This window comes from Variovorax sp. Varisp53 (genome assembly GCF_059491555.1).
Genome location: NZ_CP168512.1, coordinates 1,437,352 through 1,461,781 on the forward strand (window position 1 = coordinate 1,437,352; position 24,430 = coordinate 1,461,781).

The following is a 24,430-nucleotide window of genomic DNA, read 5'->3' on the forward strand; positions in this document are numbered from 1 at the left end:
CGGGCGGTCACGGCGCCTTCGAGGCCGTCGACCAGAGCGGTTCGCCGCCGGTGTCCAAGTGGGTCAGGTAGAGCCGCAGGTCAAATTCGAGCTGATGGTAGTCGGGCTCCATGTGCGCGCATAGCGCGTAGAAGGCCTTGTCGTGACTCTTTTCCTTGGTATGTGCGAGTTCGTGCACAACGATCATCCGCAACCAAGCCAACGGCACGCCCTTGAACAGGCTCGCCACCCGGATTTCACGCTTTGCCTTGAGCTTTCCGCCCTGCACGCGCGAAACCGTGGTGTGTGTCCCGAGCGCGTTGCGGATCACGTGCAGCTTGTTGTCGAACATGACCTTCGACAGTGGCTCGGCCTTGCGCATGAACTCGCTCTTGAGGTCGCTCACGTAGTCGTAGAGCGCGCGGTCGGTCTGCACGCTGTGCATCCCGTCGGGATAGCGCTTGACGAGCATCGTGGCCAGCTTGTCCTCGGCCATCAGCTGGCGGACCTGATCCAGCAGGGGCGCCGGATAGCCCGCCAGGTATTTCATGCCCGGTACCCAGTGCGCGCCGCGCAGGCCAGCCCCGTAGCCACGCCGCCGAACAGGTCGCCCTCGACCAGGGTCACGCCCGCGAAGCTCCTGCGCAGGGCGTGCTGGAACGGCCGAAGTGCGGAAGAGCCGCCGGTGAGGTAGATCGCGTCGAGGTCGCCGCTGCGCAGGCCCGCGCGCTTGACGCAGGCGTGCGCGCAGGCGATCACGTTCTCGAGCGAACCGGCCAACTGTTGAGCCATGTCGGCCGGCGTGAGCGAGGCCACCAGCCCGCGCTCGGCACAACCGAGGTCGATGGCAGTTTCGGCGTCGGTGATCGACGCATCGATCTTGGCCGCTTCCACCGCACTTGCGATGCGATGCCCGTGCCGTTCTTCGAGCACGGTCATCAGCCGGTCGTGCAGCCGCGCGTCGCTGTAGCTCGTGCGCAGGTCTTTCGCCTGGCGCACGGCCTTGGCGGCATAGAGCCAGTTGATCAGGTGCCAGGAGGAGAGTTCGAAGAACACCTTGCTGGGCACTTCGCGCCCCTGCGGGCCGTGGTGCCGGAAGCCGAACTGCGGCATCACGCGCTCCAGGTTCAGGCGCTGGTCGAAGTCGGTGCCGCCGATGTGCACGCCGCTGGTGGCCAGCACGTCGTCACTGCGGTCCTCGCGCGTCGCGCGCTCGGGTCCGACGCGCACCACGGTGAAGTCGGAGGTGCCGCCGCCGATGTCGACGATGAGCACGATCGATTCCTTGGCGATGCGCTGCTCGTAGTCGAACGCGGCTGCGATCGGCTCGAGCTGGAAGGCGATCTCGCGGAACCCCGCTGCGCGTGCCGCGTGGCGCAGGCTTTCCTCGGCACGCTCGTCGCGCTTCGGATCGTCGTCCACGAAGTGCACAGGTCGCCCGATCACCACGCGCTCGGGCACCTGGCCGAGTTCACGGCTGGCGCGCACGGCCAGCTCGCGCAAGAAGCGCGCAATGATGTCCTCGAAGCTCACGAGGCCGTCGTAAATGGCGGTCTTCTCCTGCATCAGGGCGCTGCCGAGCAGGCTCTTCAGAGAGCGCATGAGCCGGCCTTCGGTGCCCGAGAGGTACTGGCCGATGGCGTCGCGGCCGAAATGCGTGGTTCGGTCTTCTGCGTTGAAGAAGATCGCGGTGGGCAGGGTGGTGGCCGCGCCTTCGATGGGCAGCAAGCGGGCCTCGCCGTCGACCCGGCAGGCCACGGCGGAGTTGGAGGTGCCGAAGTCGATGCCGATCGTCGGCAGCGACGACGGTAACTGCACGCTCAAGATTCCCTGCGCAGCGCCGGGAACAGGATCACGTCGCGGATGCTCGGCGAATCCGTCAGCAGCATCATCAGCCGGTCGATGCCGATGCCGCAGCCGCCGGTGGGCGGCATGCCGTATTCGAGTGCGCGCACGAAGTCATGGTCGTAATACATGGCTTCGTCGTCGCCGCTGTCCTTGGCTGCGACCTGCGCGTTGAAACGTGCGGCCTGGTCTTCCGCATCGTTCAGCTCGCTGAAGCCGTTGCCGAATTCGCGGCCCGTGATGTAGAGCTCGAAGCGCTCGGTGACCTCGGGGCGCTCGTCGTTGGCGCGCGCCAGCGGCGAGATCTCGGTCGGGTGCTCCATGATGAAGGTCGGCTGCCAGAGCTTCTCTTCGACAGTTTCCTCGAAGTACATCACCTGCAGGCTCGCGAGGCTGCGCTGCGAGAGCTTGTCCTTCTCTTCGCTGAGGCCGATCTTGCGCAATGCATTGATCAGCCAGGCGCTGTCGTCCACACCGTCGCCGGCGTCGGTGTGCTTGAGGATCGCTTCGCGGATCGTCAGGCGTTCGAAGGGCTGCGTGAGGTCGACTGCCTTGCCGCCGTAAGTGAGCTGCTGCGTGCCCACGGCCTTGTCGGCGATGGTGCGGATCAGCGTCTCGGTGAAGTCCATCAGGTCGCGGTAGTTCCAGTAGGCCGCGTAGAACTCCATCATCGTGAACTCGGGGTTGTGCCGCACCGAGATGCCCTCGTTGCGGTAGCTCCGGTTGATTTCGAACACGCGCTCGAAGCCGCCGACGATCAGGCGCTTGAGGTACAGCTCGGGCGCGATGCGCAGGAACATTTCCTGGTCGAGCGCGTTGTGGTGCGTCTTGAAAGGCTTGGCGTTCGCGCCGCCCGGAATCGGGTGCAGCATGGGCGTCTCGACTTCGAGGAAATCGTTGGCCACCATGAACTCGCGCAGCGCGCTCACTGCCTTGCTGCGCGCGGTGAAGCGCACACGGGCGGTTTCGTCGGTGATCAGGTCGACGTAGCGCTGGCGGTACTTCTGCTCCTGGTCGGCCATTCCGTGGAACTTGTCGGGCAGCGGGCGCAGGCTCTTGGTAAGCAGGCGCAGCTTCGTGACCTTGACCGACAACTCGCCGGTCTTGGTCTTCATCAGCGTGCCTTCGGCACCCACGATGTCGCCGAGGTCCCAGCGCTTGAAATCGGCGTAGACGTCTTCGCCGACCGCGTCGCGCGTCACGTACAGCTGGATGCGGCCGGTGGCATCCTGCACGGTCGCGAAGCTGGCCTTGCCCATCACGCGCTTGAGCATCATGCGGCCGGCCACGCTCACGGAAACGGCTTGCGCTTCGAGGGCCTCGGCCTCGGTGGCGCCGTGTGCCTCGACGAGTGCCGCGGCGCGGTGGCCTGGCTTGAAGTCGTTCGGGAACGCGACACCCTTGCCCTCGGTCTGCGCTGTGCGCAGCAGCTTGAGCTTCTCGCGGCGTTCGGCGATGAGCTGGTTGTCGTCGACGGCTGGCGCAGAGGCGGGCGCTGCAGCGGGCGTGGGAATGGGAGGGGTCAGGTGATCGGACATGGGGAGCGGGTGAGGCGCAACGGGAGCGTGCGCGAGCCCGGCATTTTAGCCGATCGAATTCAGGCGAAGCCGCTGTCCAATGCCCGCCGATCCTGCGTAATGCGCTACGAAAAATATAGCGATCTATTGAGCAATGCCCGTACGTGCGAGCAGATCGCTGACCAGTTCGAGGCGCATCAGCGGGCTGTCGAGCTCCATCAGGCGCTGCTTCAGTTCGAGCTGCATCGGCACCAACTCGCACCACCGGTTCGCGACCCAGCCGCAATCGTCGAGCAGGTACGGCATGCCGATGGGCAACCGTACCGATTCGCCCTGTTCGCGGCGCCGCTCCTCGAGCGTGTCGATCAGGCGTTGCAGCGCCGTGGCGGTGTGCTTCAGGTCGTCGGGAATTTCGAGCGCGACATCGTCGGCCACGGCCTCCACTTCGGCGACCCACAGACCGTGCTTCTGCAACTCGGTGTCGCGCACCCGGAAGCGTTGCGTGCCCACGCATTCGATTTGCAGCAGCCCGCTTTGCGGCGATTCGAACTCGCGAATCATCGCCAGCGTGCCGATGGCGGCGAAGCTCTCCGCATCGGCGCCGGCCTTGCGCACTTCGCTGCCGCTGGTGAGGCTCACCACGCCGAAGGGCGCGTCGGCCTTGCGGCACTTGCCGATCATGTCGAGATAGCGGACCTCGAAGATGCGCAGCGGAAGAAGGCCGCCCGGAAACAGGACCGTACCGAGCGGGAACAATGGCAGTGAATGCAAAAGGGGTAGTGTCGTCATCGAAGAGCCTTGCGTGGCTATCATCGCATTCCGCTCACGGCTGCGCCCCATGCTCTATCAGATTCCCTCGTTCCTCCTCGACGTGATCGTCGGCCTGCTCGGCGGCGCCTGCCTGCTGCGCCTCTACATGCAGTACCACCGGGTGCCGTTCGGCAATCCGCTCGGGCGCTTCGTGTTCGCCATCACCGACTGGATCGTGTTGCCGCTGCGGCGCATCGTGCCGTCGGTGAAACGCTGGGACCTGGCCAGCCTGATAGCGGCCTGGCTGCTGGTGTTGCTGAAGTTCCTGCTGCTGTGGCTGCTTGCCGGCAACCTGGGACGGATCGCGACCCTTCCACTGGTGTCGCTGGTCGGGCTGATGCAGCTGGCCGTCTCAGGCCTGACCGCGCTGCTGGTGGTCTATGCGGTGCTGTCTTGGATTCCGGGCGCGTCGCCGATGCTGCTTGACCTGATCTCCCGGTTGGCCGAGCCGCTGGTGCGGCCCTTCAGGCGCTTCATCCCACTGATCGGCGGCGTCGACCTCTCGCCGCTGGCGGCCATCGTGGTGCTGCAGGTGATCGCGATCGTGCTGGGCAACCTGCTGGTGTTTGCCTATCAACTGACGTTCTGAATCTCACAAGCAAAAGAGCCCGGGTGCATCGCACCCGGGCTCTTTGCATTGGCTTGTTGTTCGATCAGCTGACCGCGTCGGCCGGCTGGCGCAGCAGCATGGCCAGCGAGCTGGCAATGGTCTTGCGCAGTTCGCGGCGGTCGCTGATGAAGTCGATGGCGCCCTTGGTCTGCAGGAACTCGGCGCGCTGGAAGCCTTCGGGCAGCGTCACGCGCACGGTCGACTCGATCACGCGCGGGCCGGCGAAGCCGATCAGCGCCTTGGGCTCGGCAATGACCACGTCGCCCACGAAGGCGAAGCCGGCCGAGACGCCGCCCATGGTCGGGTCGGTCAGCACGCTGATGTAGGGCAGGCCCTTCTTCGCCAGGCGCGTGAGCGCGGCGTTGGTCTTGGCCATCTGCATCAGCGAGAGCAGGCCTTCTTGCATACGCGCGCCGCCGGTGGCGGTGAAGCAGATGAAGGGCACCTTCTGCTCGATGGCGGTTTCGACGCCGCGCACGAAGCGCTCACCGACCACGCTGCCCATGGAGCCCCCCATGAACTCGAACTCGAAGCAGGCCACGACCACGCTGATGCTGTGCACCGAGCCGCCCATGACGACCAGCGCGTCGGTCTCGCCGGTGTTCTCCAGCGCTTCCTTGAGCCGCTCGGGGTACTTGCGGCTGTCCTTGAATTTCAGGGCGTCGACCGGCAGCACTTCCTGGCCGACTTCGTAGCGGCCCTCGGCGTCGAGGAACGCGTCGAGCCGCGCGCGGGCGCCGATGCGGTGGTGGTGGCTGCAGCTGGGGCAGACGTTCTGGTTGTGCTCGAGGTCGGTCTTGTAGAGAACGGTCTCGCAGGCGGGGCACTTGATCCACAGGCCCTCGGGCACCTGGCGGCGCTCCGATGGGTCGGTTTGTGCGATCTTGGCGGGTAGCAGTTTTTCAAGCCAGCTCATAGGACTCCGAATTAGCTCCCCTCTCCCGCATGCGGAAGAGGGGCTGGGGGTGAGGGGCAGCCGTGATTATCGGCCAGCCGCATTTTTCGGGATAGCCGCCGGCAGCGCGTCAAGCGCCTCGCGGATGCCGGCGAGGAATTCGCGCACCGCCGGCACGACCTTTTCGCGGGGCTGGTCTTCGATCAGCTGGATGATCTTCGTACCGATCACGACCGCATCGGCGACCGAGCCGACCGCCTGCGCGGTGCGCGCATCGCGAATGCCGAAGCCCACGCCGACCGGAATGCTCACGTGCTGGCGGATGCGCGGAATCATCTGCCCGACCGCTTCGGTGTCGAGGTGGCCGGCGCCGGTCACGCCCTTGAGCGACACGTAGTAGACATAGCCGCTCGCAATGCGCGCGACCTGCGCCATGCGCTCGTCGGTGCTCGTTGGCGCGAGCAGGAAGATCAGGTCGATGCCGGCCGCCTTCAGGTCCGCAGCGAAGGCTTCGCATTCCTCGGGCGGGTAGTCGACCACCAGCAGGCCGTCGACGCCGGCCGCGGCCGCATCGCGGATGAAGGCCTTCTTGCCGTGCACGAGGTCGTAGCGCTCGACCGGGTTGGCATAGCCCATCAGCACCACGGGCGTGGTCGCGTCCTTCTGGCGGAAGGCGGCGACGATGGCCAGCACCTGCTTCATGCCGATGCCCAACGCCAGCGCGGCCTCGCCGGCCTTCTGGATCACGGGGCCGTCGGCCATGGGGTCGGAGAAGGGCACGCCCAGCTCGATCACGTCGGCGCCGGCCTCGACCATGCCGTGCATCAGCTCGGGCGTGATGTCGGCGAACGGGAAGCCTGCGGTGACGTAGGGAATGAGGGCGCGGCGGCCGTCTTTTTTCAGGGCGTCGAAGGCGGTAGCAATGCGGCTCATCACTTGCCTCCCTTCACGCTCAGACCGCGCATCGAGGGGCGGTCATAGAAGTCGACGCCCGACAGGTCGGCCACGGTGCCGATGTCCTTGTCGCCGCGGCCCGAGAGGTTCACCAGGATCGACTGGTCGGGGCGCATGGTCTTCGCGAGCTTCATCGCGTGGGCCACGGCATGGCTGGATTCGAGCGCGGGAATGATGCCCTCCGTTCGGCACAAATAATGGAAGGCTTCGAGCGCCTCGGTGTCGGTGATGCCGACGTATTCGGCCCGGCCGATGTCGGCCAGGTACGCGTGCTCGGGGCCCACGCCCGGGTAGTCGAGGCCCGCGCTGATGCTGTGGGTCTCGGTGATCTGGCCGTCGTCGTTCTGCAGCAGGTAGGTGCGGTTGCCGTGCAGCACGCCCGGGCTGCCGCGCAGGATCGAGGCCGAGTGCTTGCCGCTGTCGAGCCCTTCGCCCGCCGCCTCGACGCCGATCAGGCGCGTGCCCGCGAACGGAATGTACGGATGGAAGATGCCCATCGCATTGCTGCCGCCGCCCACGCAGGCGACCACCACGTCGGGCTGTTTGCCCTCGGCCTCGCCGGTGATGCCGTCGGCCGCGAGCATGGCGGGCATCTGCTCGATGCACTCGGTGCCGATCACGCTCTGGAAGTCGCGCACCATGGTCGGGTAGGGGTGCGGACCGGCCACGGTGCCGATGATGTAGAAGGTGTTTTCCACGTTCGTGACCCAGTCGCGCATCGCCTCGTTGAGCGCGTCCTTCAGCGTCTTGCTGCCCGATTCGACGGGCACCACGGTCGCGCCGAGCAGGTTCATGCGGTAGACGTTCGGGCTCTGGCGCTTCACGTCCTGGCTGCCCATGTAGACCACGCATTCGAGGCCGTAGCGCGCGCAGATGGTGGCGGTGGCCACGCCGTGCTGGCCGGCGCCGGTTTCGGCGATCACGCGGGGCTTGCCCATGCGGCGCGCGAGCATCGCCTGGCCGATCACGTTGTTGATCTTGTGGGCGCCGGTGTGGTTGAGGTCTTCGCGCTTCAGGTAGATCTGCGCGCCGCCCATCTCGCGGCTGGTGCGCGCGGCGTGGTAGATCGGCGAGGGACGGCCGACGAAGTGCTTCAGCTCGTAGTGGAATTCGGCGAGGAATGCCGGATCGTCCTTGAACTTCGCGTACGCGTCGCGCAGTTCGTTGATCGCGTGGGTGAGCGTTTCGCTCGCGAAGGTGCCGCCGTAGTTGCCGAAGTGGCCGGTGGCATCGGGTTGCTGGTAGTTGCTTTGCATGATTTCCGATCGGTGGGCCACAGCCCGACATCGATCGGCTGCGGCGGCTAACTGGAGAAGGACGCGTCGGCCGCCCTGACGGCTGCGACGAATTGCCGGATCTTTCCGGCGTCCTTGAGGCCCTTGTTCCCGGGACCGTCGATTTCGACGCCCGAGCTCACATCAACGGACAGCGTCTTGCAGCGCGTCCGCAGGATGCGAATGCCATCGCTCACGTTTGCAGGTGTGAGCCCACCACTCAAGACGAGGTGAGCGTCGACGGCGGGTGGTAGAAGTGACCAATCGAATGCCTTGCCGCCACCGCCATAACCTTCGACATGGGCGTCGAGCAGGATGGCCTGGGCGTGGGAGTAATCGGACGCGTATTTTACGAGGTCGAAGCCGGCGCCGGCAGTCCCCAGTGGAATGCGGGCGGCGCGCATGTAGCGGAAGCGGCCTGGGCCGGTGGCTTCCTCGCACTGCTCGGGCGTTTCCTCGCCGTGGAACTGGGCGATGGCGCCCTTCACGTGGGCGAGTGATGCTATGACTTCAGGAGCATCCTCGTTCACGAACAGCAGCACTGGCGTGACGAAAGGGGGCAGGCGCGAGGCGAGTTCGGCAGCGCGTTCGACCGTCACCGCGCGGGGGCTTTTCGCATAGAGCACGAAGCCGATGGCATCGGCACCCGCTTCGACCGCGGCATCCACATCGGCCTCACGTGTGAGGCCGCAGATCTTGATGCGAGTGCGGGGAGACGTCATGGAGGTCCATCATAAGGAGCGCCACCGGCCTGCAGCGTCGCCTCGGCCGGCAGACCCCACTTGGCGTCGTACAACGGGCCCAGGAAGTACAAGCCGTCCGCGGAGAAGGTCGGCGCCGCCGCCTTGCGGCTGCGCGCCTCGAGCACCTCGGCGATCCATTCGGGCCGTTCGTCGCCGCGGCCGATGCGCACGAGGCAGCCCATCAGGTTGCGGATCATGTGGTGCAGGAACGCGTCGGCCTCGAACTCGAAATGCCAGCGGCAGCGTTCGCCTTCGCCAACCCGCGTGATTTGGATGCGGCGCAGGTTCTTCACGGGCGACTTGGCCTGGCAGGCCGAGGCACGGAACGAACTGAAGTCGTGCGTGCCGATGAGCACGGCGGCGGCTTTGCGCATTGCATCGCCGTCGAGCGCATGCATCGACCAGCCGACCCGGCCCGAATCCAGGCTGGGCCGCACCGGCGACTGCGAGAGCACGTAGAGGTAGCGGCGTGCCAGCGCGCTGGCGCGGCAGTGGAATTCGTCGGGCACCGGGTGCGCCCACTGCACCGCGATGTCGTCGGGCAGGAAGCGGTTGGTGCCGCGCGTCCAGGAGAAGGGTTCGCGCTCGACATCGGTGTCGAAGTGCACCACCTGCATCAGCGCGTGCACGCCAGCGTCGGTGCGGCCGGCGCACAGCGTGCCGATCTTGCCGGAGGGCTGTGCGGCGAACTTCGTGAGGGCCGCTTCGAGCTTGTCCTGCACCGTGCGGCCCGAGCGCTGGCTTTGCCAGCCCTCGTACGCCTGGCCGTTGTACCGGATGCCGAGCGCCAGCCTCACGAATTCAGGGACGGTACAACAACAACCGCTCAGCGCAGTTCTGCGAGCAGTTGACGGGCTTGCGACTTGAGATCGCCGGCGCTTTCGGCTTCGACTTCCTCGACCAGCGAACGAGCGCCTTCGACGTCGCCGATGGCTTGCAGTTCGCGAGCCAGCGACAGCTTGACGGCGTGCGGGCTGTCGTCGCCTTCATCGTCATCGTGCGTGGCGGCTGCGGCGGGCTTCGCGGTTTCGGCAGGGCGGGCCGGCAGGCCTGCCAGCGCGCTCATGTCGAACTCGATGAAGCCCGAGTCGGCCGGCAGCGCATTGCGCAGCATGGCGGGGCGGGTGTTGTCTGCATCGCTCAGCGAACCGGGGAGCGTGTCGGCCGACAGTGCACCGGGGGCGGTGTCGAAATCGTTTTCGAGATCGACAGGCGTTGCGGCGTGGCCGTTCGACAGGGGGGCTGGGGGGCGTGCCGTCGTCGGGGCGGACGCGTAGATCGACTTCGGCAGGCTGGCGCTGACCGGTGCATGTTGCTGGGCCGGTGCAGGGGCGGGTGCCGGCGGCGTGGTCAGGTCGAGGTCGAAGTCCAGCGGTGCCACCGAAGGCACGAAGGCGGGCGGTGCAACGGCAACCGGCGGCGCGACGGGCGCAGGTGCTGCCGGCTTGGCGGCCGCGGCGAGGGCGCCCGCGAAGGCGGCCGTCTCGGCCGCGCTGGCGCCGCCGCTGCGGGGAGCGCCCGATTCGTACAGCGGGTTGCCCGGATCGAGATCCTTGCCCATGTCGACCACACGGTTCCAGTCGGAGCCGAGGCCGCCCGTCAGCTTGTGCACTTCGGTGGCGAGGCCTTCGTAGGCACGCACGTCGCGGCGCTTGGCGTGGATTTCGAGCAGCTTGAGGTGGATGGCGGTGCGGTCCGGGTTCAGGCGCAGCGCTTCGCGCAGGATTTCCTCGGCCTGCAGGTCGCGGCCATAGGCCAGGTAGACGTCGGCTTCAGCCACGGGATCGACGTCGCCCGCGTCGAGCTGGCTCGGCGAGTACGACAGCGACGAGACGGTGGAGTCGCCGCGATGCTTGGTGTCGACCGATTCGCCGCCGCTGGCGCCGAAGAACGAGTCCTTCGGGATGCGGCTTTCGAGGAACACGCTCTCGCTCATTTCCTCGCGCCGGCGGCCCAGCACGCGGTACAGCAGGAAGCCGATCAGCAGCGCGATCAGCGCTCCGCCGGCCAGCATCAGCGGGTTGTCCAGGAGCTCTTCGAGGAAAGTGGGCTCCGGCGGGGGCGGCGGTGCCGGCTTCTTCACGGCCGGCTTGGGTGCCGTGGCGGCCACGGCGGCGCTTGCAGCCGGGGTTGCGGGGGCAGCAGCTGCATCGGTTGCGGCTGCTGCCGGAGCGGCAGCGGCGGCCTCTGCCGTCGGGGCAGCAGCAGGTGCGGCAGGCGTTGCTTCGGGCGTGGGAGCGGCGGGGCTCGGTGCGGCCGTGGCTGCTGCAGGAACGGCAGGTGCGGCCGCGACGACAGGAGCGGGGGCCGGGGTCGGGGCTGGCGCCGGCGCAGCAACGGGGGCAGGGCTTGCGGCGACTGGAGGCGCGACCGTCGCGCTGGTGGCCGGTGTCGGAACCGGGATGCCTGGCTTCGCCGGTGCCGGTGCAGCCGCACCGGCGGCAGCAGGTGCCGACGAACCGGTGCCCGTTGCGGCCTTGAGCTTATTCAGCTCGTTGATGTTCTTCGACAGTTCCGCGACGCGGTTGCTGCTGTCCTGCGCCTGGCGGCTCTGGGCGACCTTCTCGTCGGCGGCGCGGGAGGCCGCGCTGCCTTGCGAGATCGTGAGCTTGTCGGGCGTGCTGGCCGCTGCGTTGCGGTCTTCGACGTTGGCCTGCAGCTTGCCCGACGCCTTGCGGCTCGCGGCCGCCACGTTCGAGGTCGGCGCGTTGTCGGCCAGCCGCTGGCGATAAGTGCCGAAGTCGCGGCTTTGTGCCGTGACCGTGCGGCGGGCTTCGTCCGGCAGGACAGCGGCCGCCTCGGCGCCGCTCGGCAGATCGAGCACGGCGCCGGCGCGCATGCGGTTGATGTTGCCGCCCGAGAACGCATCCGGATTGGCGAGCAGCAACGCCACCAGCATCTGGTCCAGGGACACGTCGGCGGGCTTGTGGGCGGCCGCGATCTTGCTGGCGGTGTCGCCGCGCTGCACCGTAACCTGTTCGCCGCCACTGCTGCGAGCAGGTGCGGCCGCAGTGATCGGCGCGGGCGCTGCTGCGGCCGGTGCCGGCGCAGGCGCCGCGGGTGCTGCCGATGGCGCCGCCACAGGGGCGCGCTCGCGGCGCGCACGGGCTGCCGGGGCAGCGCGTTCGGTCGGCGTGGCGATCTGGGGTGCGATGGGCGTGGCCGGCACGCTGGTCGTTGGCTGGCGCGTGGCCGGCGGATCGAGCAGCACGGTGTAGTCGCGCACGATCCGGCCGGAGGCGCCGTTGGCTTCGAGCAGCAGGTCGATGAACGGGTCGTTCAACGGGCGGTTGCCGCTCAGGCGCACCACGTACTGGCCGCCGGCGCGACGCTGCAGCGTCGCCTTGACGTCGCTCAGTGCGGAGTTGTACGGGACGCCTGCGTTCTTGAAGGCTTCGGCCGTGGCGATGTTGATCTTCAGACCGTCCGCCTCGTTGGCGGCGATTTCGGTCACGTCGATCTCGGCGCGCAACGGTTCGCCCAGGGCCGATTGCACCTTCAGCTGACCCAGCGCAAAAGCGCTGGCGTCGGTGCTGGCGATGCCCAGGGCCACGGCTGCCGCCGCACCGAGGATGGAAAGCCGCCAGCCATTCGATGGCAGAAGCGGGCGAGCGGCCGATGGGCTGGCCGCAGGCAACAGATGTCTTGTCATGCTGATAGGGGGCGGCTCAGGCCCAGAATTTGTAAGAGGACGTTAGCACCATCACCGGGTACTGACAAGGCAGTGCGCGTGTTCTACCCAGTGCGCGCATACTTACGATCACATCTTCCGTTGCTGAAAGGCAACAGTTTGTGTTTCAAAAGGCCCTGAGCTGCCTGCATCAGGCTTCGAGCAGGATGCGCAGCATGCGGCGCAGGGGTTCGGCGGCGCCCCACAGCAGCTGGTCGCCGATGGTGAAGGCGCCGACGTACTCAGGGCCCATCGCCAGCTTGCGGATGCGGCCGACCGGAATGTTCATGGTGCCCGTCACGGCCACCGGCGTCAGGTCCTTCACGGTGGCTTCGCGCGTGTTCGGCACCACGCTGGCCCACGGGTTGTCCGCGGCGATCATCGCTTCGATGTCGGCCAGGGGGACGTCCTTCTTGAGCTTGAAGGTCAGGGCCTGGCTGTGGCAGCGCATCGCGCCGACGCGCACGCAGAAGCCATCGACCGGCACGGCGGCAGTGCCGAAGCCCGCACCCTGGCCGAGGATCTTGTTGGTTTCTGCACCGGCCTTCCACTCTTCCTTGGACATGCCGTCGCCCAGGTCCTTGTCGATCCAGGGGATCAGCGAGCCGCCCAGCGGCGCGCCGAAATTGGCCGTTTCGGCTGCGCTCAGGTTCTGCTGCTTGTGCAGCACCTTGCGGTCGATCTCGAGAATGGCCGACTTCGGGTCGTCCAGCAGCGCGCGCACTTCGGCGTTCAGGGTGCCGAACTGGGTCAGCAGTTCGCGCATGTGCTGCGCGCCGCCGCCAGAGGCTGCCTGGTAGGTCATGCTGGTCATCCACTCGACCAGGCCGGCCTTGTAGAGGGCGCCTACGCCCATGAGCATGCAGCTCACGGTGCAGTTGCCGCCGATCCAGTTCTTGCCGCCGTTGGCGAGCGCGTTCTGGATCACCGGCAGGTTGACCGGGTCCAGCACGATGACCGCGTCGTCCTGCATGCGCAGGGTGGAGGCGGCGTCGATCCAGTGGCCGGCCCAGCCTGCGGCGCGCAGCTTGGGGAAGACCTCGCTGGTGTAGTCGCCGCCCTGGCAGGTGATGACGATGTCGCACTTCTTCAGTGCCTCGATGTCGTTCGCATCCTTCAGCGCGGTTTCGTTCTTGGCCATGGCCGGGGCCTTGCCACCGGCGTTGGAGGTCGAGAAGAAGACCGGCTCGATGAGGCCGAAGTCGCCTTCGGCCTGCATGCGGTCCATCAGGACCGAGCCGACCATGCCGCGCCAGCCAACGAGGCCGACCAGAGGTTGAGATGCGTTCGCCATTTCAGTTTGCCCTTATGAAAAAAGAAAAGTTGTCTTTTTTGCCCCCGACTCGTCGAGCCGGGGAGGGGCGTGACGAAGCGGGCTGCGGTTAGCCGGTAATCGTCTTTTTGGTGATTGCTGCAACGACCGCGTCGCCCATCTCGCGGGTGCCGACGCGCTTCGTGCCTTCCGACCAGATGTCGCCCGTGCGCAGCCCCGAAGCGAGCACGTCCTTGACTGCCGACTCGATACGGTCGGCAGCTTCGGGCTGGTTGAGTGAAAAGCGAAGCATCATGGCAGCAGACAGGATTGTAGCCAAAGGATTGGCAACCCCTTTGCCGGCAATGTCCGGCGCGCTGCCGTGGCTGGGCTCGTACAGGCCCTGGTTGCTCGAATTGAGCGATGCCGAGGGCAGCATGCCGATCGAGCCGGTGAGCATCGCGGCCTCGTCCGAGAGGATGTCGCCGAACATGTTGCCGGTGACGACCACGTCGAACTTCTTGGGCGCCTTCACGAGCTGCATGGCGGCGTTGTCGACGTACATGTGGTCGAGCTCGACGTCCGGATAGTCCTTGTGCACCTCCGTGACGACGTCCTTCCAGAACTGGAAGGTCTCGAGCACATTGGCCTTGTCCACGCTGGTCACGCGCTTGCTGCGCTTGCGGGCGGCCTCGAAGGCGACGCGGGCGATGCGCTCGATCTCGGGGCGCGAGTAGCGCATCGTGTCGAAGGCTTCCTCGGCGCCCGGGAAGTGGCCGTCGACCGCGGTGCGGCGGCCGCGCGGCTGGCCGAAGTAGATGTCGCCGGTCAGTTCGCGAATGATCAGGATGTCCAGGCCTGCGATCAGCTCGGGCTTCAGGCTCGATGCGCCCACCAGCTGCTCGTAGCAGATGGCCGGGCGGAAGTTGGCGAACAGCCCCAAGTTCTTGCGCAGGCCCAGGATGGCCTGCTCGGGGCGCAGCGGGCGGTCGAGCTTGTCGTACTTCCAGTCGCCGACCGCGCCGAACAGCACCGCGTCGGATTCCTTTGCCAGCTTGAGCGTCGAATCGGGCAGGGGATGGCCGTGGGCCTCGTAGGCGGCACCGCCTACCAGCGCCGACTCCATCTCGAACTTCAGGTCGAGGACTTCGAGCACCCTGACGGCTTCCGCCACGATTTCGGTGCCGATGCCGTCACCGGGGAGAACTGCGATTTTCATAAGTTGGTCCGAGGTTTTTTCTTGAAAACGGAAATGCGGTCGATCACGAGATCATCGTGTGCGCCAGCCAAGGCTTCGATGCCAGGCGCTCGGCCTCGAAGGCCTTGATCTTGTCCTTGTGGCGCAGCGTCAGGCCGATGTCGTCCAGCCCGTTGATCAGGCAGTACTTGCGGAAGGCCTGCACGTCGAACGCAAACTCCTGGCCGTCGGGCTTCACGACCACCTGGCGCTCCAGGTCGATGGTCAGCGTGTAGCCCGGAAAGGCAAAGGTCTCGTCGAACAGCTGGGCCACCTGCGCTTCGGGTAGCACGATCGGCAGCAGGCCGTTCTTGAAGCTGTTGTTGAAGAAGATATCGGCATAGCTCGGCGCAATGATCGCGCGAAAGCCGAACTGGTCGAGCGCCCACGGTGCATGTTCGCGCGACGAGCCGCAGCCGAAGTTCTTGCGCGTCAGCAGCACCGAGGCGCCGGCGTAGCGCGGCTGGTTCAGCACGAAGTCGGGGTTCGGCTTGCGACTGGCCGGGTCCTGGCCCGGAAAGCCAGCGTCCAGGTAGCGCCATTCGTCGAACAGGTTCACGCCGAAGCCGGTCTTCTTGATCGACTTGAGGAACTGCTTCGGAATGATCGCGTCGGTGTCCACGTTCTCGCGGTCCATCGGGGCTACGAGGCCCTTGTGCACGGTGAATTTCTGCATGTGAATCTCTCTGGGTTCAGGCGAACGTACGGACGTCGACGAAGTGGCCGTGCACCGCGGCGGCGGCGGCCATGGCCGGGCTCACGAGGTGGGTGCGGCCACCGGCGCCCTGGCGGCCTTCGAAGTTGCGGTTGCTGGTGGAGGCGCAGCGCTCACCGGGCTCCAGACGGTCGGCGTTCATCGCCAGGCACATCGAGCAGCCGGGCTCGCGCCATTCGAAGCCCGCCGCCTTGAAGATCAGGTCGAGCCCTTCGCGCTCGGCCTGTTCTTTCACCACGCCCGAGCCGGGCACGACCAGCGCGAGCTTCACGTTCTTCGCGACCTTCTGGCCCAGCTTCTTCACCACGGCAGCGGCTTCGCGCATGTCCTCGATGCGGCTGTTGGTGCACGAGCCGATGAACACCTTGTCGATGAAGATGTCGTTCATCGCCTTGTTCGGCTCCAGCCCCATGTAGACGAGTGCGCGCTCGATGGCGCTGCGCTTGCTGGCGTCTTTTTCCTTGTCGGGATCGGGCACGCGGCCGTTGATGTCGACCACCATCTCGGGCGAGGTGCCCCAGGTCACCTGGGGCTGGATCTGCGTGGCGTCGAGCTCGACCACGGCATCGAACTTCGCACCCGGGTCGGACTGCAGCGTGCGCCAGTAGGCCACGGCCTGGTCCCATTCAATGCCGGTGGGCGCGAGCGGGCGGCCCTTCACGTAGGCGATGGTCTTCTCGTCGACCGCCACCAGCCCGGCGCGCGCGCCGGCCTCGATGGCCATGTTGCAGACCGTCATGCGGCCTTCCATGCTCAGGTCGCGAATGGCCGAGCCCGCGAATTCGATGGTGTAGCCCGTGCCGCCGGCCGTGCCGATCTTGCCGATGATGGCCAGCACGATGTCCTTGGCCGTGCAGCCCAAAGGCAGCTTGCCCTCGACCTTCACGAGCATGTTCTTTGCCTTCTTGCCGAGCAGCGTCTGCGTGGCCATGACGTGCTCGACCTCGCTGGTGCCGATGCCGTGCGCCAGCGCGCCGAACGCGCCGTGCGTAGAGGTGTGCGAGTCACCGCACACCACCGTCATGCCCGGCAGCGTCGCGCCCGATTCAGGGCCGATCACGTGCACGATGCCCTGACGCTTGCTCAGGAACGGGAAGAACGCCGCCGCGCCGAACTCGGCGATGTTGTGGTCGAGCGTGGTGACCTGTTCCTTGCTGGTCGGGTCGGCAATGCCTTCGTAGCCGCGCTCCCAGCCGGTGGTCGGCGTGTTGTGGTCGGCCGTGGCCACGACCGAGCTGATGCGCCACAGCTTGCGGCCGGCCTCGCGCAGGCCTTCGAAGGCCTGCGGGCTGGTCACTTCGTGGACCAGGTGGCGATCGATGTAGAGGATCGCGGTGCCGTCTTCCTCGGTGTGGACGACGTGTTCGTCCCAGATCTTGTCGTAGAGCGTGCGTGCCATGTCGGTCTCTTCTGTCTTTCGTGGGGAGGTGAATTGTCTTGTGTTCTATGCGGCGAGAGGCTCGGCAGCATCGGCGGCTGCCGCCGACGTGCGCAGATGGTTGACCAATGTGCGCGCGGCCACCGGCAAGGTGGAGAAGTCGCGTGCCACCAGTCGGATCTCGCGCCTGGACCAGGTGTCGTTCAGTGCCACGCTGCGCAGGCGGCTGCCGATGCCTGCCTGCAGCAGTTCGAATGCGCGCTGCGGCATCACGCCGATGCCCAGCCCGTTGTCGATCATGCGGCACATGGCGTCGAGCCCGGTCACGTGGATGCGCAGCTTGACGCTGCGGCCCGCCTCCAGCGCGGCCTGGTGCATGGCCACGTAGATCGAGCTGTTGGTGTGCAGGCCGACATGGTCGAAGTCCAGCGAGGCGGAGAAATCGATCGGCTCCTGCGTGGCCAGCGGGTGCCCGGCCGGCACGATCAGCACGAGCCGGTCGTGGCGGTAGGGAAGCGTCTGCAACTCGTTGGTGCCGTCGGGAATATGGCAGATGCCGAGGTCGGCGGCGCCTTCCTGGATCGCGCGCACCACCTCGTTGCTCAGATGCTCTTCGAGGTCGATCTTGATCGCGTCGTGCTCGCGCGTGAAGGCGCCGAGATCCTCGGGCAGGAACTGCACGATGGCCGAGATGTTGGCGTGCACTCGGACATGGCCGCGCACGCCCTCGGCGTATTCGCTGAGTTCGCCCTGCATTTTCTCGAGGCTGTAGAGCACCGAGCGCGCATGGTGCAGCAGGCTCTCGCCCGCGGGGGAAAGATCCACGCCGCGCGCGTGGCGGTAGAGCAGGGTGGTGCCCAGGGTGGCTTCCAGGTCCGAAAGCCGCTTGCTGATGGCCGAAGCGGCAATGAATTCGCGTTCCGCCGCGCGCCCGATGCTGCCCAGTTCGCAAACGGCCACGAACAGCTGCAGCGACGTAAGGTCGATGCGCCGGGCGAAGTTGCGTTCGGAAGAGGTCATACGGGTCTTGGCATCTCATATGGAGATGGAAGCCCGTATTTTCCCCTTGTTTTCAGGTCTTGGTCATCGCCATGCGCGATGGCATTGCTGTCGTCGCGCGATGAGCGAAGGGGGCGTCACTGACGCTTCTTGGCCGAATCCTCCATCTTTTCCCCTGCCTTCTGGACGTCCTGGCCGGCTCCTCTCCAGGTGTTGCAACCCGACAGTGGCACGGCAAGAGTAAATGCGACCGCGAACAATGCGACGAGCGACTTCATGATGAAACTCCTTCGACTAGGTGCGTTGCAGGCTATCGCCGATTCCCGAGCGTCGCATGTCAGCCAAGACGCAAAAAAGCTGCCCGAGGGCAGCTTTCCGTATTGAGCGCGGGCAGCGCGATCAGCGCTTGCCGATGGGCTGCACGTCGCGCTTGGGCGAGCCTTCGAACAGCTGGCGCGGGCGGCCGATCTTGTACTCGGGGTCGCCGATCATTTCGTTCAGCTGGGCGATCCAGCCGACCGTGCGGGCCAGTGCGAAGATCGCGGTGAACAGCGGCACCGGGATGCCGATGGCGCGCTGCACGATGCCCGAGTAGAAGTCGACGTTCGGGTAGAGCTTGCGCGACACGAAGTACTCGTCTTCCAGTGCGATCTTCTCGAGTTCCTTGGCCAGCTTGAACAGCGGGTCCTGCTCCAGGCCGAGTTCGGTCAGCACTTCGTTGCAGGTTTCCTGCATCAGCTTGGCGCGCGGGTCGTAGTTCTTGTACACGCGGTGGCCGAAGCCCATCAGCTTGACGTTCGAGTTCTTGTCCTTGACCTTCTTGATGAACTCGCCGATCTTCTCCACGCCACCTTCCTTCTGGATGTCATAGAGCATGTTGAGCGCCGCTTCGTTGGCGCCGCCGTGGGCCGGGCCCCAGAGGCAGGCCACGCCGGCTGCGATGGCCGCGAAGGGGTTGGTACCCGACGAGCCGCACAGGCGCACGGTCGAAGTCGAGGCGTTCTGCTCGTGGTCTGCGTGCAGGATGAAGATGCGGTCGAGCGCACGCTCGAGCACCGGGTTCACCTTGTACTCCTCGCACGGCGTGGCGAACATCATGTGCAGGAAGTTGCCCGCATAGCTCAGGTCGTTCTTCGGGTACATGTAGGGCTGGCCGACGGTGTACTTGTAGGCCATGGCCACGAGCGTGGGCATCTTCGCGATCAGGCGGATCGCGGCGATCTCGCGGTGCTCGGGATTGTTGATGTCCGTGCTGTCGTGATAGAAGGCCGACAGCGCACCCACGAGGCCGGTCATGATGGCCATCGGGTGCGCATCGCGGCGGAAGCCGCGCAGGAAGAACTGCATCTGCTCGTTCACCATCGTGTGATTGGTCACGACCTTGGTGAAATTGGCCTTCTTGGCGGCGTCCGGCAGCTCGCCGTACAGCAGCAGGTGGCAGGTCTCGAGGAAGTCGCAGTTGGTCGCGAGCTGCTCGATGGGGTAGCCGCGGTACAGCAGTTCGCCCTTGTCGCCGTCGATGTACGTGATGGCCGATTGGCAAGCCGCCGTTGACATGAAGCCCGGGTCGTACGTGAACATGCCCGTCTGCGCATACAGCTTGCGGATGTCGATCACGTCAGGGCCCACGGTGCCCTTGTAGATCGGCAGATCGACGCTGTCGCCGCCGTTGCTGAACGACAGCGTGGCCTTGGTATCGGATGCTTTCATTTCGGTTTACTTTCAGAGGTGGATTCAGGACGAAGGAGAGATGGCGGGACGCTGTGCGCCGTCGGTTCGCATCAGCTGCAGCAATGCGACCACCTCGGCCCCGGCCCATTCGGGCTCGGGCTCCTTTCTGCGCAGAAGGAGGTCGAGGAGATCGTTGTCCGACAGGTCCATCAATGTCTCCATCGCTCCCGCCTGACCCACGGTCATGCGGGATTCGTGCCGCTCGAAGAAGCGGGCGATGAACAGGTCGTTCTCGAGCAGTCCGCGCCGGCAGCGCCATTTCAGCTTGCTCAGGGCACGTTCGCTGAGCGGCTGATCGGAGTCGGCGGCGGTTTGCATGGTGACTTCTTGCAGGACGGGCGTCAGATGGCGCGGCGCACCATCAGTTCCTTGATCTTGCCGATGGCCTTGGTCGGGTTCAGGCTCTTCGGGCACACGTCCACGCAGTTCATGATCGTGTGGCAGCGGAACAGGCGGTACGGATCTTCCAGGTTGTCCAGGCGCTCGGCGGTGGCTTCGTCGCGGCTGTCGGCGATGAAACGGTAGGCCTGCAGCAGGCCGGCCGGGCCTACGAACTTGTCGGGGTTCCACCAGAAGCTCGGGCAGCTCGTGGAGCAGCTCGCGCACAGGATGCACTCGTACAGGCCGTTGAGCTCGTCGCGCTCCTCGGGGGACTGCAGGCGCTCCTTCTCGGGCGGCACGCTGTCGTTCTGGAGGTACGGCTTGATCGAGTTGTACTGCTTGAAGAACTGCGTCATGTCCACGATCAGGTCGCGGATGACGGGCAGGCCCGGCAGCGGCTTGAGCACGACCGTGCCCTTGAGCGTGTTCATGTTGGTCAGGCAGGCCAGACCGTTCTTGCCGTTGATGTTCATCGCGTCGGAACCGCAGACGCCTTCGCGGCACGAGCGGCGGAACGACAGCGTCGGGTCCTGCGCCTTGAGCTTCATCAGGGCGTCCAGCAGCATGCGCTCATGGCCGTCGAGTTCGATCTCGATCGTCTGCATGTAGGGCTTGGCGTCCTTGTCCGGGTCGTAGCGATAGATCTGGAATGTGCGCTTCATCGTGTGTTCCTAATTTTTAGAATGTCCGGACCTTCGGGGGCACCGATGCGACCGTCAGGGGCTGCAGCTTGACCGGCTTGTACGAGAGGCGGTTGTCCGCGCTGTACCAGAGCGTGTGCTTCATCCAGTTGGCGTCGTCGCGGCCGAGCGGCGCGACCGGATCGTCCGCCGGGCGTTCGTAGTCTTCCACGGTGTGGGCGCCGCGGCATTCCTTGCGGGCGGCGGCCGAGACCATCGTGGCCTGCGCCACTTCGATCAGGTTGTCGACTTCCAGCGCTTCGATGCGGGCGGTGTTGAACACCTTGGACTTGTCCTTCAGGCCGATGGCCTTGACGCGTTCGCGCACGGCGGCGATCTTGGTCACGCCTTCGTCCATCGAGGCCTGCTTGCGGAACACGGCTGCGTGCTGCTGCATGACGGCGCGGATCTCGCCGGCGACGTCCTGCGCGTATTCACCGCCGGTGGTCGACTCGAGGCGGTTCAGGCGCTCCAGCGTGCGGTCGGCCGCATCCTTGGGCAGTTCCTTGTGTTCCTTGAGCTTGTCGTTGAACTCGACGATGTGGTTGCCGGCCGCGCGGCCGAACACCAGGAGGTCGAGCAGCGAGTTGGTGCCCAGGCGGTTCGCGCCGTGCACGCTCACGCAGGAGCATTCGCCCACGGCGTAGAGACCGTTCACCACGGCGCTGTTCTCTTCACCCTTCTGGATGACGACCTGGCCGTGGATGTTGGTCGGAATGCCGCCCATCTGGTAGTGGATGGTCGGCACCACGGGAATCGGTTCCTTCGTGATGTCGACGTTGGCGAAGTTGACGCCGATCTCGTACACCGAGGGCAGGCGCTTGTGGATGGTGTCTGCGCCCAGATGGTCGAGCTTGAGCAGCACGTAGTCCTTGTTGGGACCGCAGCCTCGGCCTTCCTTGATTTCCTGGTCCATCGAGCGCGAGACGAAGTCGCGCGGCGCCAGGTCCTTCAGCGTGGGCGCATAGCGCTCCATGAAGCGTTCGCCGTTGCTGTTCAGCAGGATCGCGCCTTCGCCGCGGCAGCCTTCGGTCAGCAGCACGCCCGCGCCTGCCACGCCGGTCGGGTGGAACTGCCAGAACTCCATGTCCTGCAGCGGAATGCCCGAGCGGGCCGCCATGCCGAGGCCGTCGCCGGTGTTGATGAAGGCGTTGGTCGAGGCCTGGAAGATGCGGCCTGCGCCGCCGGTGGCCAGCAGCACGGTCTTGGCCTGCAGGATGTGCAGGTCGCCGGTTTCCATTTCGAGCGCGGTCACGCCGACCACGTCGCCTTCTTCGTCACGGATGAGGTCCAGCGCCATCCATTCGACGAAGAACTGGGTGCGTGCTTCGACGTTCTTTTGATAGAGCGTGTGCAGCATCGCGTGGCCTGTGCGGTCGGCCGCGGCGCAGGCGCGCTGCACGGGCTTCTCGCCGTAGTTGGCCGTGTGGCCGCCGAACGGACGCTGGTAGATGGTGCCGTCGGGGTTGCGGTCGAACGGCATGCCGAAGTGTTCGAGCTCGTACACGACCTTCGGGGCTTCGCGGCACATGAACTCGATCGCGTCCTGGTCGCCGAGCCAGTCGGAGCCCTTGATCGTGTCGTAGAAGTGGTAGTGCCAGTTGTCCTCGCTCATATTGCCGAGCGAGGCGCCGACGCCGCCCTGCGCAGCAACAGTGTGCGAACGCGTGGGGAACACCTTGGACAGTACGGCCACGTTGAGGCCGGCGCGTGCGAGTTGCAGCGAGGCGCGCATGCCGGAGCCGCCGGCACCGACGATCACGACGTCGAACTTGCGCTTGGTGATTTTTTCTTTTGTGTAGGTCATGGTGGGGTCAGATCTTCCAAAGCACTTGAATGGCCCAACCCGCACAACCGACAAGCCAGACGATGGTGAAAATTTGCAGGGCGAGGCGAATGCCGACGGGCTGGACGTAGTCCATCCACACGTCGCGCATGCCGACCCACACGTGATAGAGCAGGGCAGCGATCACGGAGAAGGTCAGCACCTTCATCCACTGCGCGGCGAAGATGCCGGCCCACAGGTCGTAGCCGATGGGGCCGCGCGAGAAGATCAGCTGTGCGAGCAGGATGATCGTGAAGAGCGCCATCAGGCCGCCCGTGATGCGCTGGCTGAGCCAGTCGCGCAAACCGTAATGAGCGCCGACGACGATGCGCTTGGAGCCGTAATTCACAGACATGGTTGGCTCCTTCTCAGTACAGGCCGAACAGCTTGGCGCCGAGCACCACGGTGAGCAGGATGCTCAGTGCCAGCGTGACGACGGCCGAGGTATGGCCGAACTCCTTGGTCACCGCGGCGTGGCTCACGTCCATCCAGAGATGGCGCAGGCCGGCGATGAAGTGGTGCAGGTAGGCCCAGATGAGCGCGAGCGCGACGAGCTTGAGGAACCATCCCGGAGCGAAGCCGATGCCGACGTTGAAAGCGCTCTTGAATCTCGCGAACGAATAGTCAGATGACAGCGACGTGTCGAACATCCAGATGATGAACGGCAGCAGCAGGAACATCAGCACGCCGCTGACGCGGTGCAGGATCGACACGATGCCCGCCGGCGGCAGCCGATAGGTCGTGAGGTCGGTGAAGGCATTGATGTTGCGGAATTCGCGACGCGGTGGCCGGGGAGGGGTTGCAAGCTCTGTCATTGGGGGGATTGCTTTCGTGGCTTTGTGACTTGTTGGCTTGTTCTGAGAGCGAACGCTTTTGTTTCTTCTGCGGAAATGCAAACAACGCAAAATTCTATTGCAATGCACCATCGGGCAGCGGACGCGTGCGAGTCAGTGCACCGTTGCAGTCGGATGCTCTTGACTTCGCAGCGCTTCGCACGCGTTGTGTGCGCACGCTGGCGCACCGGTATCCGGCTTTCGTCTGCATCGGGTCAGCCCAGCTGGTTTCTGTAGTGGTGGGTGTCGGTGCGATAGAGCCCGCGGCGCAGTTCCATCGGCATGTCATGGTAGGTGTGCGCCACGCGCTCCACGCTCAGCAGGGGCATCTGCGGCGTCACGTCGAGCAGCGCGGCCTGTTCGGCATCGGGCAGCACGGCGCGGATCTTTTCTTCGGCACGCACCATGCGCACGCCGAACTCCGTTTCGAACAGTGCGTACATCGGGCCGGGCCATGCGCGCAGCCGCTCGGCGGTGAGTCCCTTGAAGGGTGTGCCGGGCAGCCAGAGGTCTTCGAGGATGGTCGGCACGCCGCCGTAGGCGAGCACGCGCCGCACCTGCAGCACCGCGTCGCCCGTGCGCAGGCCGAGGGCACGCGCCACGTCGGCCGATGCGCGCAGGCGCTTGCAGTCGACGATGGTGCGCACCGCGGGGCCTTCGGTGTTCGGGTCGCCCGCATCGGGCACGAGCTTGAGGAAGCGGTACTGCACGTGCTGCTCGGCATGCGTGGCGACGAAGGTGCCCTTGCCCTGGCGGCGCACCACCAGGTTTTCGGCCGAGAGTTCGTCGATGGCCTTGCGCACCGTGCCCTGGCTCACGCGAAAGCGCACGGCCAGTTCCATCTCGCTCGGGATGGGCTCGCCCGGCTTCCACTCGCCCGCCTGCAGGCTCTGCAGGATCAGGGTCTTGATCTGCTGGTAGAGCGGACTGAAGGACGGCGTCGGGGGCTCGTCGAGGGTGGAGGGCGTGTTCATGGCAGCGGTGGGGTGCGCCGTGGCGGACCCCCAGAGGATATCTTATATAAGACATAAGACGGCCTTTGTTGAATCGGCTTAAAATGCGGGCCGGTCCCGCGCCGCGGGAAAGCTTCCCCCCGCTGGAC

24 protein-coding genes are annotated in these 24,430 nt (G+C 65.9%); 1 reads left to right on the top strand and 23 read right to left on the bottom strand.

Translation table 11 applies throughout. The features are described 5' to 3' along the window. Positions 1-7: 7 nt before the first annotated feature. The 4 genes from ACEOAB_RS06500 to ACEOAB_RS06515 all read right to left on the bottom strand — a co-directional run bounded on the left by ACEOAB_RS06500 (position 8) and on the right by ACEOAB_RS06515 (position 4,130). On the bottom strand, positions 8-529 hold the full coding sequence (locus ACEOAB_RS06500) for a M48 metallopeptidase family protein (protein ID WP_413748686.1): 522 nt from the start codon (positions 527-529) through the stop codon (positions 8-10). Further along, positions 526-1,797 (bottom strand): Hsp70 family protein, encoded by a 1,272-nt coding sequence (locus ACEOAB_RS06505; RefSeq protein ID WP_413748687.1) that lies wholly within the window; start codon positions 1,795-1,797, stop codon positions 526-528. Before ACEOAB_RS06505 ends, ACEOAB_RS06500 begins: the two co-directional genes overlap by 4 nt. Positions 1,798-1,799: 2 nt before the next feature. Further along, entirely contained in the window at positions 1,800-3,362 is a 1,563-nt protein-coding gene (lysS, locus tag ACEOAB_RS06510; RefSeq protein WP_413748688.1) for a lysine--tRNA ligase, read from the bottom strand. 123 nt (positions 3,363-3,485) lie between these two features. Then, positions 3,486-4,130, bottom strand: coding sequence for an LON peptidase substrate-binding domain-containing protein (locus tag ACEOAB_RS06515; protein ID WP_413748689.1), 645 nt, complete (start codon positions 4,128-4,130; stop codon positions 3,486-3,488). A gap of 49 nt (positions 4,131-4,179) precedes the next feature. Between ACEOAB_RS06515 and ACEOAB_RS06520 the strand changes: the two genes are divergently transcribed. After that, the gene (locus ACEOAB_RS06520; protein ID WP_007830493.1) at positions 4,180-4,740 is read left to right on the top strand and encodes a YggT family protein; all 561 of its coding nucleotides are present in this window, start codon (positions 4,180-4,182) and stop codon (positions 4,738-4,740) included. A 64-nt stretch (positions 4,741-4,804) separates the two neighbouring features. Here ACEOAB_RS06520 and accD read toward each other — a convergent pair whose 3' ends face one another. The 19 genes from accD to ACEOAB_RS06615 form a co-directional block, all read right to left on the bottom strand. After that, the gene (accD, locus tag ACEOAB_RS06525; protein WP_007830494.1) at positions 4,805-5,677 is read right to left on the bottom strand and encodes an acetyl-CoA carboxylase, carboxyltransferase subunit beta; all 873 of its coding nucleotides are present in this window, start codon (positions 5,675-5,677) and stop codon (positions 4,805-4,807) included. A gap of 66 nt (positions 5,678-5,743) precedes the next feature. Then, on the bottom strand, positions 5,744-6,589 hold the full coding sequence (gene trpA / locus ACEOAB_RS06530) for a tryptophan synthase subunit alpha (protein ID WP_413748690.1): 846 nt from the start codon (positions 6,587-6,589) through the stop codon (positions 5,744-5,746). After that, the gene (gene trpB / locus ACEOAB_RS06535) at positions 6,589-7,866 is read right to left on the bottom strand and encodes a tryptophan synthase subunit beta (RefSeq protein ID WP_413748691.1); all 1,278 of its coding nucleotides are present in this window, start codon (positions 7,864-7,866) and stop codon (positions 6,589-6,591) included. The genes trpA and trpB overlap by 1 nt, the downstream gene beginning before the upstream one ends. Before the next feature lie 47 nt (positions 7,867-7,913). Then, positions 7,914-8,606: a phosphoribosylanthranilate isomerase gene (locus tag ACEOAB_RS06540; protein WP_413748692.1), complete on the bottom strand. Its 693-nt coding sequence runs from the start codon at positions 8,604-8,606 to the stop codon at positions 7,914-7,916. Then, the gene (gene truA, locus ACEOAB_RS06545; RefSeq protein ID WP_413748693.1) at positions 8,603-9,424 is read right to left on the bottom strand and encodes a tRNA pseudouridine(38-40) synthase TruA; all 822 of its coding nucleotides are present in this window, start codon (positions 9,422-9,424) and stop codon (positions 8,603-8,605) included. The genes ACEOAB_RS06540 and truA overlap by 4 nt, the downstream gene beginning before the upstream one ends. A 29-nt stretch (positions 9,425-9,453) precedes the next feature. Further along, a complete protein-coding gene (locus ACEOAB_RS06550; protein WP_495653552.1) occupies positions 9,454-12,279 on the bottom strand; it encodes a FimV/HubP family polar landmark protein in 2,826 nt (941 codons plus the stop codon). A 169-nt stretch (positions 12,280-12,448) separates the two neighbouring features. Next, positions 12,449-13,591 carry an aspartate-semialdehyde dehydrogenase gene (gene asd / locus ACEOAB_RS06555; protein WP_056586775.1) on the bottom strand — a complete coding sequence of 381 codons (1,143 nt, stop codon included), beginning with the start codon at positions 13,589-13,591 and terminating at the stop codon, positions 12,449-12,451. A gap of 88 nt (positions 13,592-13,679) precedes the next feature. Beyond that, positions 13,680-14,768, bottom strand: a complete 1,089-nt coding sequence (gene leuB, locus ACEOAB_RS06560; RefSeq protein ID WP_007830501.1) for a 3-isopropylmalate dehydrogenase — start codon at positions 14,766-14,768, stop codon at positions 13,680-13,682. Positions 14,769-14,811: 43 nt separating this feature from the next. Beyond that, complete coding sequence (gene leuD, locus ACEOAB_RS06565) at positions 14,812-15,462, bottom strand: 3-isopropylmalate dehydratase small subunit (RefSeq protein ID WP_056586781.1); 651 nt, start codon at positions 15,460-15,462, stop codon at positions 14,812-14,814. Positions 15,463-15,478: 16 nt separating this feature from the next. Next, complete coding sequence (leuC, locus tag ACEOAB_RS06570; protein WP_413748293.1) at positions 15,479-16,900, bottom strand: 3-isopropylmalate dehydratase large subunit; 1,422 nt, start codon at positions 16,898-16,900, stop codon at positions 15,479-15,481. A gap of 45 nt (positions 16,901-16,945) precedes the next feature. Beyond that, positions 16,946-17,899 carry a LysR family transcriptional regulator gene (locus tag ACEOAB_RS06575; RefSeq protein ID WP_413748292.1) on the bottom strand — a complete coding sequence of 318 codons (954 nt, stop codon included), beginning with the start codon at positions 17,897-17,899 and terminating at the stop codon, positions 16,946-16,948. Between the two features lie 116 nt (positions 17,900-18,015). After that, positions 18,016-18,156, bottom strand: coding sequence for an entericidin A/B family lipoprotein (locus ACEOAB_RS06580; protein ID WP_056586789.1), 141 nt, complete (start codon positions 18,154-18,156; stop codon positions 18,016-18,018). Positions 18,157-18,277: 121 nt separating this feature from the next. After that, positions 18,278-19,588 carry a citrate synthase gene (gene gltA / locus ACEOAB_RS06585; protein WP_056586793.1) on the bottom strand — a complete coding sequence of 437 codons (1,311 nt, stop codon included), beginning with the start codon at positions 19,586-19,588 and terminating at the stop codon, positions 18,278-18,280. Positions 19,589-19,612: 24 nt separating this feature from the next. Further along, positions 19,613-19,927 (bottom strand): FAD assembly factor SdhE, encoded by a 315-nt coding sequence (locus tag ACEOAB_RS06590; RefSeq protein WP_007830507.1) that lies wholly within the window; start codon positions 19,925-19,927, stop codon positions 19,613-19,615. A 23-nt stretch (positions 19,928-19,950) separates the two neighbouring features. Further along, on the bottom strand, positions 19,951-20,652 hold the full coding sequence (locus tag ACEOAB_RS06595) for a succinate dehydrogenase iron-sulfur subunit (protein WP_056510083.1): 702 nt from the start codon (positions 20,650-20,652) through the stop codon (positions 19,951-19,953). A gap of 16 nt (positions 20,653-20,668) precedes the next feature. Continuing rightward, positions 20,669-22,477, bottom strand: a complete 1,809-nt coding sequence (sdhA, locus tag ACEOAB_RS06600) for a succinate dehydrogenase flavoprotein subunit (protein WP_413748291.1) — start codon at positions 22,475-22,477, stop codon at positions 20,669-20,671. 7 nt (positions 22,478-22,484) lie between these two features. Then, positions 22,485-22,850, bottom strand: a complete 366-nt coding sequence (gene sdhD / locus ACEOAB_RS06605; RefSeq protein ID WP_007830510.1) for a succinate dehydrogenase, hydrophobic membrane anchor protein — start codon at positions 22,848-22,850, stop codon at positions 22,485-22,487. A 13-nt stretch (positions 22,851-22,863) separates the two neighbouring features. Continuing rightward, the gene (sdhC, locus tag ACEOAB_RS06610; protein WP_413748290.1) at positions 22,864-23,310 is read right to left on the bottom strand and encodes a succinate dehydrogenase, cytochrome b556 subunit; all 447 of its coding nucleotides are present in this window, start codon (positions 23,308-23,310) and stop codon (positions 22,864-22,866) included. A gap of 233 nt (positions 23,311-23,543) precedes the next feature. Continuing rightward, positions 23,544-24,302, bottom strand: a complete 759-nt coding sequence (locus ACEOAB_RS06615; RefSeq protein WP_413748289.1) for a GntR family transcriptional regulator — start codon at positions 24,300-24,302, stop codon at positions 23,544-23,546. Positions 24,303-24,430: the final 128 nt, after the last annotated feature.